Consider the following 12,125-nt stretch of genomic DNA (forward strand, 5'->3'; position numbering starts at 1 on the left):
ACCCCACACCCCACACCCTGCCCCCAGGAAAAGCTTTTTCAGCAAACCCTATTTAGGTTTGCCAGAGCTGATAACTTTTGCTTAATTTTAATCAGGATAGTTTTTATTTTACTCTTGAATAGATTAGAATTTTTGGTAGATCTTTTAATTTGCGTGATTAAATTTTCTGCTATCTTAATCCTCAACAACTTGGCCGTATCTTCAGAGATTTTATTTTCTAGGTAACTTAGCGCATTGCCTAAGGCATCATCTTGAAAATCTGGACAAAAAATGTTAGGGTTTCCTTGCACTCGACTGACGAAAATGAGCCCCTTAATATAGGCAGTTGCTAGAGTTTCTAAATCTAAATCAGATGGCACAAAGTATTGCAAGATATCTTGGAGAGTCTCCTCACCTTCTGCCGCCGCTAAGGCGACACCATAGTTAAAAAAAACGGCTCGATTACGGAGTTGATTGTAGTAAGAAATATCAATGGGGGGATGGACGTTTTCTAGCTGAATCAGGCGCGGATCTTCCTTGGTTAAGCAATCCAAAACCTGTAATATCCCTTTTAAGACCCTGAGTCCTTGCCGACTATGAGAGCTACAATTCTGACGGTATTGAGCTAAAAAATCAGGTATATGCAGCAATTTCTGACGGGATCTGGCGAAGCGAATCCAGATATCCCAGTCTTCACCCCCCGCAGTACCATCGAAATTGAACCAGCCTACTTTTTGCAGAGACTGGGAGCGGATCATAATGCCCGCAATCCCCCCCCAAGTATTGTGTTCCAGAATATTGGGCCAGCTAGGAACTTCACTTTGATCGAGCTGGCCTAGTATAGTCTGGCCATCTTCCGCCATCATCCAAACGTTAGAGGCCACAGCGGCTGCTTCAGGGTTTTTGCTTAAGCTTTCTACACACTTGCCCATCATTGACGGAGCGAGCAGATCATCGGCATCTAAAGTGATTAGAAATTCGCCCCTGATCAAAGCGCTGCCGTTTTTCCTGGCCGCTACTTGCCCCTGTTGTTCTTGATATAAGTACTTAACCCGCTGGGGATATCTCTGGGCATATTCTTGGACTACCTGATGGGTGTTATCGGTGGAGCCATCATTGACAATAATTATCTCATAGTTTTGATAAGATTGTCTCAAAACAGATTCCACTGCTTGAGCAAGTAAGTGTCCATGCTGATAACAGGGAATTAATACGGAAACTTTGCCGAGCTCAAAAATGGGATCTCTCTCTAGCATATCTTGCACTCATAGGGGTTTATTCTCGGGTTTGCCTAATAAACCTTTGAGTTTTTTACTTAGCCTACTTTTCCAAGTGCGGAAAATTGTGGTCAGGTGATCGCGGATCACATATTGCCAGCGCCAAGGCCAAGATAAATTTTTCAGCCTGTACTTAAGAAACAGATCGCGATTGGGCATATTTGGCCCGTGACCAAAGCCTGCCCAGTGGGTATATAGTATTCTTTTCCCATTTACCTTGTGAGTATTATCGGCAAACTCTATCTTGAATTTTGCCCACTCGGAGCCTAGATCGGGGATAGCCTCAGTAATGGCTTGGGTTTTCAGCCCCTTAATATCCACACAGTAGTTGACAAAAGGCTGGACAATACAATTATCAGCAAAATGCTGTCTGATTGTGGCTGCTTGTTCAGCCAACTCTTGAATATCATCTAGGCTAAAAGCTCCCCGGGAAGATATAAAAGAGCCTGCGTTGAAACCATTTGCCCTATGCTCTCGGATCATTTTATCTCTAAACTCCCCCTCTTTATAGACCTGATCGAATATACCCCTATAGTAGTACATAAATTCTAATTCAGAGTTGATATAGGTTTGGAACAGCTCTTGCAAGCTATCTAAAACAATAATGTCAGAATCTAGAAAGATAAAATGCTCTAGGGGTCCCCAGAAGATGGAAAAAATACGAAATCTGTGATTATGTATATCGTCGATACCCCTTACTTTTGCTCCCACTCCATCTAATAGCTCCAAGTTTATATCGCGATAAAAATTGAAATTGTATTTCTGAGAAATTTTACTTAGTTGGGATATATTATCATTAAAAGGTATAACATATAGAGGGCATTCAGGCTCATAGGCCCTGAGACTTTCTAAGAAAGGAATCATCCATTCCAAAACCTGATCATTAGCTAAACAGTATATACCTACTTTTCCAAGCGTCTTCATGGGTTAAGATTTATCAACGAGTTTCCGCTATTCTACTCAGGGACACTTTTCTTGTCAATCTCAGGGAAAAGGAAAATCCTCAACGCTTACGGTAAAGTAAATTGTGGCCAGAGCTACAAGTCCGTCAAGATACAACAATTTCACCGCCAAGGATAAAGTTAGTATTTTGTTCCTTTCCTGTTCCATCCTTTCAAGCCACGAGGACTCTAAGGACAGGCAAGATCTCAACCTAATTCGTTGCTAGGTCTTGCCGGAGCCGGTCTCTAAATCGGTTAACTGTGATATAAATATTTTTAGATGGGAGCAGTAGAAACTTATGAGCAACGGAATCTGTACTTTGGCTAACGATCGGGTTTACGATCAGCTAGTGGCTCTGCTGAATAGCATTGAGGCGAATGGGGGAAAAGACTTACCAGTTTGTGTCTACCCCTACGATGACCAAACCGAGGAAATTGCCAAGTTAATCGCTCAACGCCCCCAAGTTGAACTGTATCGCGAGCGGGAGTCGATGGAGAGGTGGGATAATTTTGCCAAAGCAGCCTGGGATTCCCATCCTACAGCCCGCATCAGGTGGCAGCAAGCGGGAAGCAATGGCTATCATCGTTTTGGTACCCATCGTCGCTACTGTGCCTTTGACGGCCCCTTTGACCGATTTGTCTATATGGACGCGGATACCTTACTTTTGTCTCCCATAGACTATTTCTGGGAAAAGCTAGACGATTATGATTGTGTTATCTACGATTATCAGTATAAAGATCCCTCGCACGTCTATGAAGTTAGTTCGCCAAAGTTACTGAAAATATTCTCCGAAGAACGGATCAAAAAAGAGATTTTCTGTTCAGGAATCTATGCTTCTAAAAAAAACTTATTTGAGGAAGAAAAGAGAAATTGGATTCTGGAACAATTGCGTTCGGGAGAGTCAGAGATTATCTATCCCATGGCAGTGGATCAACCTCTTCTAAACTACATGATGATGAGAACAGGTACTTTTATATACAATTATGCTTTGAATACTCCTCCAGAAAAGAGAGTAGGTAACTGCGTTACCGATCCCAAATTTGTCGAAAAAGATAATTTATTGTATGATAAAGGATATAGGTTAATTTACCTTCATTATATTGGGATTTCAAGCAGTTTCTTTACTAGATGTTGCCAGGGAGAAAATATAGATTTTCCCTATCGCAGTTTATTTTTATATTATCGCTATCTCTACGAACCTGAAAATTATCCTCAATTTAAATCCAGTCCTGTCTGGTACAATCAACCTAAAAGTTTAGGAAAAAGAATGAAGGAAAAATTACAGAGAATAGCCCGTAAAGTTTTTTCTAACTAATAATAAGGGGTTAACTTGTGACAGAAAAAATAGTAGGTATGATCAGCAGCTATCCCAATTTAAATCAGGGAGATTGGCTATGGAAACAAACTCCTTATCCCATGGGAGTTTGGGGTAATATTTCCATGCAAGCTAACGCTCCTGAGCCAGATTACTTGTTACTTTATCAGTTTGATTTTCCGGAACCAAAGAAAGAGCAAGGCGGCTGGAAAAATTGGCTCAAAAAACCAGCAAAGCCACAGCAGGCACTTCCATCTATTTTGGGGAGAGTTCCCAAGGAACGCATTATCTATCTCTTAAGAGAACCGCCCTTACCAGAAGTGTTATCGACCAATCTGGAAAATTACCGCATCGCCAACGAGTATTGTGGCTATGTATCAGGTCCAGATGATTACGCGCCTCAACCATACTATATGCCTGCCGACTGGCACATAAGCAACAGCTTTCGGGATCTGGCCGATTTGCCCTGTCCGGAAAAAATTCGCCTCTGCTCTTGGATTACCTCTGGAACTACCCGCACAGCCAATCATCGCCACCGTTTGGCCTTTATGCAGCTAATCAAAGATAACGAACTTCCTTTCGATTTTTATGGGCGAGGTTTGCCGGACTGGACGGGTTCGAGAGGCTCGGTACAAAATAAATGGAATGTCCTAGCTCCCTACTACTACAATCTAGCCATAGAAAACTACGCACAGAGTAGGTGGTATATCAGCGAAAAGCTCTGGGATCCGCTATTAGCTTGGTGTCTACCTATTTATTACGGTGGAGCGGATGCAGAGAAACTATTGCCACCGAAAAGTTTCTTACGCCTGCCCAGTTTGGATCAAAAAGGAGTTGATTATTTGCGAGAGGTCACTTCTAGTTTGGATGCTTGGCATGAAGCGAAAGAAGCGATTGCCGAAGCGAGGCAAGTTATCCTGTACGAGCTAAATCTACTTAACTGGCTCTCTAATTTCGTGGTATCCTAAATGCCAATGGTTCTCTTCGGTTTTGTTGGCAAATTGTTCTATATAATGCCTATTAGCCGCAACTATGAATGCTCCTAAATCAGGACGAAAACTGGGACGGTAGGGACAGAATGTGTTTTCCTGAGTACAGGATAAACAAGAGAGCCAACCAATTTTTAAAACAACTCTTTCCTATATTGATGGTTAAAAAATGCTGAAAAAAACTATTGGAGTCTATATGCCCTATTTTATGGGAGGAGGTGCTGAATCTGTGGCTCTCTGGATACTAGAAGCCTTAAAAGAAAAATATGACTTAACTCTTTTCGCCCTTTACTATCCAGACTGGGAAAAGCTAAATAAGTTGTATGAAACATCCCTCACTCCCAAAGAAGTTAAAGTTGTTTCTGTATTACCAAAAAGTTGGCAAGGCATCTCAGAGTTTCTCATCAGTAATAATCCTCATTTTCGGCAGCTATCCATTCATTTAAGCCTGCGTTATTTAAAAGAAAGAGCCAAAAATTATTCCTTGGTGCTATCCGCTTGTAATGCGGCCGATCTAGGCGTACCAGGAATCCAATATATCCATTGGGTTAAAGTCCTTGAAGGTGGTAAAATACACCAGAATATGCCCTACCTAAATATCTCCAATTTTTCTGTAGATAACCTCAAAAAGAATCTGTCTATTTCTAACTCTTTTGATGTAGCCAAAGCAGTCAAAGAAGTTTACGGGCTTGATAGTACCGTTATCTATCCTCCAGTGGTCATTCCCGTTAAGGATATTGCTCGGGAGCAAAAAGAGAATGCTTTTGTAATTAGCGGTAGGTTAACAGTAGATAAAAGTCCAGATTTCGGCATTAAAGTCTTAAAAGCAGTACGGGAGAGAGGATTTTCTATCAAACTCCATATAACTGGGGGAGCTGGGGGAGCTTTTAATAAAAAGTATCAACACTATATTGAACAATTGGTAGCTGAAAATTCCGACTGGATTCAACTGTATAAGGAGCTTCCCTATGCAGATTATTGTAATATACTGTACAAATGTAGGTATGGTATCCATCCCAAGAAAGACCAGTTTGGTATCTCCGTAGCCGAAATGGTGAGAGCAGATATCATTCCCTTTGTACAGAAAATAGGAGGTCAAACTGAAATCGTCGGTAAGCACAATACAGAATTGCAATTTAACACTATGGAAGAAGCAGTAGAAAAGATTATTGCAGTAATTAGTAATGAAAAGAAACAGGAAGAGCTTTTAATGTCCCTCTCCCATCAAAAGTCTCTTTTTTCATCAGAGAAATTTCAAAGAGAAATCAGTCAATTTGTGGATAATTATTTCTCTGACAACGTTTCCGAAACCTAGGCAAGAGATTCTAACGCTTGCACATACTATGTGGCTACATCATCCCAAGTCCACAGGCGTTTCGTCGGGATCATCTCACTGGTGCAATGATTATTAATGCTTAGGGCTGTCAAAAACTATAAAACCTTGAACTTTAAACCCCAACTAAGTTGAGACCCGTAGTTTTTCCTCCTCTATTTTAAGATGAGTTTTACTCCATAAGTGATCGGCCAAAACGAGAGGCGCGCTATATTGATCACTATTCTAAAATGGAAGCATGGGATTTTTGCTTGAATCTATGACTGTAACACTGCTCGCACCACCGGCTGAAATAATTCACCTGTCAGGGATTAGCTGGGAAACCTACGAAACGCTGCTAGAAGAAATGAGCGATCGCCGTCTGCGGCTGACCTACAATCGTGGCAATTTAGAAATCATGGCTCCTTCCCCAGAACACGAATTTAGTAAAACCCTCATCGGTCGCTTTGTCGAAACCCTAGCGGAAGAATCAGTAGTCCCGATTTATCCCCTTGGTTCTACCACCTTTAAACGCCCTAAATTGAGTGGTGCAGAACCGGATGAATGCTTTTACATTGATAATATTGAGGCGGTTCGCGGTAAAAAGCGACTGGACTTAAATGAAGACCCTGCACCGGATTTAGTCATAGAAATTGATGTCACCAGCAGTTCTCAAAATCGCCTTCAGGTTTATGCAGATCTAGGTGTAGCAGAGGTTTGGGTTTATGATGGGGAATCTCTGGTCATCCAACAATTACAAAATGGCACTTATATCGCCTCCCCAACAAGTCAGTTTTTTCCTAATTTACCCATCTTAGAACTTGCTATATTTTTACAACAAGCTGGCCAGACAGATTACCTAGAGTTAGTAAAAGCGTTTCGGAATTGGGTAAGAAGTCAGTTGAAAAAATAAAAGGGAGATTTTTCAACGTTAAATCTCATACCAATCTTCTGAACCGGAGGCTCAAAAATGGAAATTAACAGGTTTTCCTTTTGGGCGTTCTTCTGGTTTCTGTGTGCCAACGAGGTCTATACTGATAGTTTCTTCAGCAAAATAGCCCTAAAAGTCTTGCCAGATAAGCATTTCACGATTACATAAGCAAAAATTATTACACAAAGTCGAGAAGATCCACTTTTGGTCTTGAGATAATATTAGGTCGAGGTCTATTGTTTAAAAAAACAAAAGGCGGATCAGCATTTTTATCCACCTTTGTCCATTTGTTAAATGCCACGACTTTCTAAATAATCTGCAATAATGCCGACCGCTTTATTGGTATTTCCCTGTTGATAACCTTCAGCAGTATGCCCTATCACAACCGCACTTTTGGATTTTTGTATCGTTATTGCGCCATGGCCTTTCCTTTTTGCAAGAGCGACGTTGCCATCCTCGCGCAAAAATAGATATTTCACACCTTCTAAAAGAATACCATTTGCCTGCGATGAACTAAAATCTGATGATTTCATCATACGCGCAATTTTCTGCCCTTCCGAAGGTGATAATTGAATACCATGCGGATGATTTGGAGAAGTCAAAGCCGCACCGCCATCTAGCGAAATAATAGCCGCTTTATCACAATGGGCTTTCCCTGTGGAATCATTTGATTGAGCGCACAAATTATCAATGTAACTGTCGTAATACATATAAACCTCTTTAATTCAGCTTTTATTCAGCCTTTAATCTACCATACATAGTGAATATATATGGGGTGATTTTCAAAATCCGCACAGGCGTTTTCGCCTTTGTCAGAAACTAATAAAACCATTCTTATATTAGCATACGGCTTGTAATTGGCAGATGTGCCAATTACGGTAACAGAGTTATGTTGTATTTCAGCGATTTTCACACAAGTGAGTCCCGATTGAAACGCTGAAACGCCTATCTATCAAGGGATTTACTATACCTTATTAGACTGAAAACCGCTATAAAACATTAGAAACATTTTTTATGCACAATACTTGGCCCGTTTTCATCGTAATCTTGTTTACTAATGCACATTGCCTCAAAATCATCAGAAGCTGCCAGCATTGCCCCACCAATCCATGTCGAATATTGACGCTCAGGAACAGCTATGACATTAACTTGCGTATTTTGCGGTGCTAAGGCATTGATTTCCTTTTGTATTCTTTCAGCGAAGCCTGGAAACATTGAAGTTCCACCTGAAAGCACGATGTTGGCAAATAATTCATTACGAATCTCGGCATCGCATTTCATAATAGAGTTGTAAATAGTTTCATGAATGCCAGCAGATTCCATCCCTATAAATGCGGGTTGAAACAGGGTTTCAGCACAGCGAGAGCATTCATCACCAATCCTAATTTCCCGACCGTCATTTAGGGTATAAGATTGTTCACGACCCGCAGTCGTCTGCATTTCCTCTTCAAAATTTAACGCCACATAGCATAATTTCTCTTTCAAGTCCTGCACCATTTCACGGTCGTCGAAACTGTTCAAAGAGTAGCCTCTTTGGGACAATAGCTTCATTAGATACTCGGTTAAATCTTCTCCTGCTAAGTCCAAACGGATAACCGCATGAGGTATTGCGTAACCTTCATAAACGGGAACGGTATGAGTAACTCCCGCTCCCAAGTCAGCCACTAGTCCTGTTGTTCTGCCACCTGCATAAACAGCCATAACAGAACCTATGCCAAGATACATACCTGGTGCATTAAATGTTTCAAATAAAGTCTGGGTTAATTTCTCCCGATTGGCTTTAGGATTCAACGGAGGTTCTGTTATGAAGATGAGATGTTCTTCAGGGGCTACTCTCAGTGCTTTATAAAAAATATGATCAAGTATTTTCTCAAAGTCATCCCAATATGTCACAATGCCATGTTCAACAGGATATTGCAGCTTAAGTGCGTCCCGTTTTTCCTGTGCTTCCACACCAACATAAGAATCTTTATCAACTCGTACACCCTGATGTCTAGGTCTACCTACAACACTCGGAAAGACAACCCTTGGCTTACTCTCGCCTGCAAAACCAGCTTTTATAAAGCCTGAGCCACAATCAATTACGATTTCACTCATTTGTTTCTCCTATTTTTCAATTTTTTCCTCAACTATTCATTGTACAGATCTTCTCGACTTGGTGTGATATTTTTTGCTCATAAAATTGTAAAATCCTTACTGAGCAAGACTTGTAGGACTATTTTGACGTTCGGCGAAGCTCAGTCGAGCCGCGGACGAAACTATCAGTATAGACCTCGTTTCCACACAAAAACTAGAAGACCCTTTTGGGTCGTCGGTCGTCAATACCAAATCAGGTTACACCTCATCGACCCGAAGGTTAATGCGGATGGAGGGACTCGAACCCACACATCAAAGACACTAGAACCTAAATCTAGCGCGTCTACCAATTCCGCCACATCCGCAAATATAGCACTGTATCTGATCATAGCATAAGATACTATAGGAAAGATAAAATTTTTTATTCTTAATAATTTTATGCTCTTAGGTTTTGTCTTTCAGTCTCCTGGCCCGATTCTCTGGGAGATTGGACTGATTTCGGTGCGCTGGTATGGATTTCTGATTGCTATGGCGGTATTATTGGGTGTCACCCTCTCCCAGTACCTAGCTCAAAAAAGAGCGATCGATCCCGATTTAATCGCTGATTTGGCCATTTGGTTAGTGGTGGGGGCCATACCTGCAGCCCGTTTGTACTATGTTCTCTTTCAGTGGCAAGAATACGCGCAAAATCCTGCCGATATTATCGCCATTTGGAAGGGAGGTATCGCTATTCACGGGGCAATTATCGGGGGTTTGCTGGCGGCCCTAATCTTTGCTCGCATTAATCGGGTTTCTCTTTGGCAATTACTCGATCTGGTGGCCCCTTCAGTTATTCTCGGTCAAGCGATCGGACGTTGGGGTAACTTTTTTAATTCAGAAGCTTTTGGCAGTCCGACTAATTTACCTTGGAGGTTGTTTATTCCTCCCGCTAGTCGTCCTTTAAAATATATCACCGTCGATTATTTTCACCCCACCTTTCTCTACGAATCTCTCTGGAATCTGGGAGTTTTTGCCCTACTCATCTATCTATTTTTCTGGGGTTTAAAACACCCTAGTAAATTAAAAATTGGCACCCTTACCCTAGTCTATTTTATCGCCTACAGTCTTGGTAGATTCTGGATCGAAGGACTACGCACCGATAGTTTAATGTTTGGGCTTTTGAAAATGGCGCAAATAATTAGTTTAGGAGCGATCGCTGTTGGTCTTTTCGGTTTATTCTGGTTATATAAACTCCAGCGTCCTTTACCGGATGTGGTGGCGACCGTCAGTTATAATCAAAAGTTACCCTAGCTAACCCTGACAATGGATCTAGTAACAATTTTTCAACAGGTTTTAAACGGTTTATCGATCGGTAGTGTCTATGCTATTTTTGCCCTTGGTTACACTTTGATTTTTTCCATTTTAGGGATTATCAATTTTGCCCATGGTGCAATTTTTACCCTCGGTGCCTATTTTACCTATGCTCTAACGGGGGGAGTTTTCGGTTTTAATGGTTTATTAGCTAATGCCAAATTACCCTTTTCCTTACCCTTTTTTTTAGCACTTTTCCTAGGCTGTATCCTTTCAGGGTTCACCTCGGTTCTTCTGGAAAGATTAGCCTTCAAACCCCTCCGGGTACGGGGTTCCGATTCTCTCTTAACTCTGGTTTCTAGCCTAGGGGCAGCCGTGGTAATTGTCAATGTTATTCAATACTTATTCGGAGCAGAAATTTATACTTTTCCCGATGATATTTATGGCAATCTTCCCCCAGCAATTAATTTTGGTACAGCCGATCGCCCCGTGGCAATTCGCACAATTCAGATTATTATTTTTCTGGTTTCAGCAGTTATGGTGGCTTTACTAACTTATTGGGTTAATTTTACCAAAATGGGCAAAGCTTTACAAGCAGTAGCTGAAGATGTCACCACGGCCAGTTTGTTGGGGATCAATCCCGAAAAATTTATCGTGATTACCTTTTTTATTAGTGGTGCCTTGGCAGGTTTAGCAGGAACTTTAGTCGGTTCTAGTGTTAGTATTGCCGGTCCATATTTCGGTATTGCTTTCGGATTAAAAGGTTTAGGAGTGATTGTTTTAGGGGGATTGGGAAGTATCCCCGGAGCAGTAATCGGTGGTTTATTATTGGGTATTGCCGAAGCTTTTGTTCCCGCAGAATATTCCGGTTATCGAGAAGCGATCGCTTTTGCTATTCTCTTTATTATGTTGTTAGTTCGTCCCCAGGGTTTACTAGGCAGAAAGTTAATTCAAAAAGTCTAAGTCGGTTTAATTACCCGAGAGAACAACTGTTTTTCCCGACAAAGAAGATTGATAAGCAGCATAGGCCACTTCTAGGGCATAAAGACTGGCCTGGGGAGTAACATAAAGAGGAACCCGATCAAACAGATAATCTAGCACCATGACGGTATCTTTAGCAAAAAGACCACGACGGGTTTCCACTTCTAAAGCTTGGCTACCTTCACTATTAATTAACTGCCCTTTTTCCCCTTCAAAAATTAAGCTGCCCCCCTCACCATGAATAGTGAAAGTTCGCTCATTTTGCCAAAAAACTTCGCCTTTGCCGTAGGTAACTTCGGCAATTAAGCCATTTTTAAATAATAACTGCGCCTCACACAAACAGGCCAGAAAATAATCGGATTCCGGGGCATTCCAATAACGACAATGACAGGATACGGACTCCACTTCCCCAAATAAATTAGTAAAGCGATGGATACGAGAAAGGGCAGCAATCAAAGGAAACCCGAATAAATCCCGATGAAATGTCCAGCGCCGGGGTGCTGGTCTGCCGGGGGCGATTGTGGTATAACGGGCTAGGTGGATATTGCCGAGGCTGTCTAAATACTGCTGTTGGGTTTGATGCAGTCCCCCCAAAAGTTCAATATGTTCGACGTGCAGTAATTTGTTCTCGGTTTCGGCTAGGGTGATTAATTCTGCTGCCGCTGCCGGGTTAAAAGCCAGGGGATACTCGACGATAACGTGCTTACCAGATTTTAAGGCAGTACGGGCGATCGAGGCATGGGCCTGATTAACGTTGGCAATGACAATCAGATCGAGATCGGGATGGCCGGCAAGGCTTACTGCCGAATCTAGGGCAGAAATTTGGTATTTTTGCGAGAAATTAGCGATCGATTCGGGACTATTACCGCTAAAGTACAGAAGCTGGGCGCGATCATCGGCTTGCAAGCTTTCAGCGCGACGTTGAGCGGCGAACCCTGTGCCAACTATACCAATTTTTAAGGGACGATGAGAAGTCATCAGGGGCATTCTGGCGACATTAATTATCGGGAAGTGGGGTATGGGGTGTGGGGTG

General features: G+C 41.9%; 11 protein-coding genes and 1 tRNA gene. 6 read left to right on the forward strand and 6 right to left on the reverse strand.

What is annotated here, in order from left to right; genetic code table 11:
* Positions 1-38: 38 nt before the first annotated feature.
* Together IQ224_RS16695 and IQ224_RS16700 are read right to left on the reverse strand one after the other, a co-directional pair.
* Positions 39-1,235: a glycosyltransferase family A protein gene (locus tag IQ224_RS16695; RefSeq protein ID WP_036401741.1), complete on the reverse strand. Its 1,197-nt coding sequence runs from the start codon at positions 1,233-1,235 to the stop codon at positions 39-41.
* Positions 1,236-1,244: 9 nt separating this feature from the next.
* Positions 1,245-2,180, reverse strand: a complete 936-nt coding sequence (locus IQ224_RS16700; protein ID WP_002745794.1) for a glycosyltransferase — start codon at positions 2,178-2,180, stop codon at positions 1,245-1,247.
* A gap of 316 nt (positions 2,181-2,496) precedes the next feature.
* Between IQ224_RS16700 and IQ224_RS16705 the strand changes: the two genes are divergently transcribed.
* The 4 genes from IQ224_RS16705 (at position 2,497) to IQ224_RS16720 (ending at position 6,727) form a co-directional block, all read left to right on the forward strand.
* Positions 2,497-3,513: an Npun_R2821/Npun_R2822 family protein gene (locus IQ224_RS16705; protein ID WP_002745792.1), complete on the forward strand. Its 1,017-nt coding sequence runs from the start codon at positions 2,497-2,499 to the stop codon at positions 3,511-3,513.
* Between the two features lie 17 nt (positions 3,514-3,530).
* Positions 3,531-4,481, forward strand: coding sequence for a glycosyltransferase family 10 domain-containing protein (locus IQ224_RS16710; RefSeq protein WP_036401731.1), 951 nt, complete (start codon positions 3,531-3,533; stop codon positions 4,479-4,481).
* 190 nt (positions 4,482-4,671) lie between these two features.
* Positions 4,672-5,817: a glycosyltransferase gene (locus IQ224_RS16715; RefSeq protein ID WP_194033243.1), complete on the forward strand. Its 1,146-nt coding sequence runs from the start codon at positions 4,672-4,674 to the stop codon at positions 5,815-5,817.
* A 277-nt stretch (positions 5,818-6,094) separates the two neighbouring features.
* Positions 6,095-6,727, forward strand: a complete 633-nt coding sequence (locus IQ224_RS16720) for a Uma2 family endonuclease (RefSeq protein ID WP_194033244.1) — start codon at positions 6,095-6,097, stop codon at positions 6,725-6,727.
* Positions 6,728-7,035: 308 nt separating this feature from the next.
* Here IQ224_RS16720 and IQ224_RS16725 read toward each other — a convergent pair whose 3' ends face one another.
* The 3 genes from IQ224_RS16725 to IQ224_RS16735 all read right to left on the reverse strand — a co-directional run bounded on the left by IQ224_RS16725 (position 7,036) and on the right by IQ224_RS16735 (position 9,186).
* The gene (locus IQ224_RS16725; protein ID WP_002745787.1) at positions 7,036-7,455 is read right to left on the reverse strand and encodes a profilin; all 420 of its coding nucleotides are present in this window, start codon (positions 7,453-7,455) and stop codon (positions 7,036-7,038) included.
* A 289-nt stretch (positions 7,456-7,744) separates the two neighbouring features.
* Complete coding sequence (locus IQ224_RS16730; protein WP_002745786.1) at positions 7,745-8,842, reverse strand: actin, cytoplasmic 2; 1,098 nt, start codon at positions 8,840-8,842, stop codon at positions 7,745-7,747.
* A gap of 263 nt (positions 8,843-9,105) precedes the next feature.
* Positions 9,106-9,186, reverse strand: a tRNA-Leu gene (locus tag IQ224_RS16735).
* A gap of 73 nt (positions 9,187-9,259) precedes the next feature.
* On the opposite strand from IQ224_RS16735, the gene lgt reads away from it, so the two are divergent.
* Positions 9,260-10,111 (forward strand): prolipoprotein diacylglyceryl transferase, encoded by an 852-nt coding sequence (lgt, locus tag IQ224_RS16740; RefSeq protein ID WP_194033245.1) that lies wholly within the window; start codon positions 9,260-9,262, stop codon positions 10,109-10,111.
* 12 nt (positions 10,112-10,123) lie between these two features.
* A complete protein-coding gene (locus tag IQ224_RS16745; RefSeq protein ID WP_002745784.1) occupies positions 10,124-11,074 on the forward strand; it encodes a branched-chain amino acid ABC transporter permease in 951 nt (316 codons plus the stop codon).
* 6 nt (positions 11,075-11,080) lie between these two features.
* Here IQ224_RS16745 and IQ224_RS16750 read toward each other — a convergent pair whose 3' ends face one another.
* On the reverse strand, positions 11,081-12,079 hold the full coding sequence (locus IQ224_RS16750) for a Gfo/Idh/MocA family protein (protein ID WP_194033246.1): 999 nt from the start codon (positions 12,077-12,079) through the stop codon (positions 11,081-11,083).
* Between the last annotated feature and the right edge of the window lie 46 nt (positions 12,080-12,125).

The organism is Microcystis sp. LEGE 00066 (assembly GCF_015207925.1).
Lineage (GTDB): Bacteria > Cyanobacteriota > Cyanobacteriia > Cyanobacteriales > Microcystaceae > Microcystis > Microcystis ichthyoblabe_A.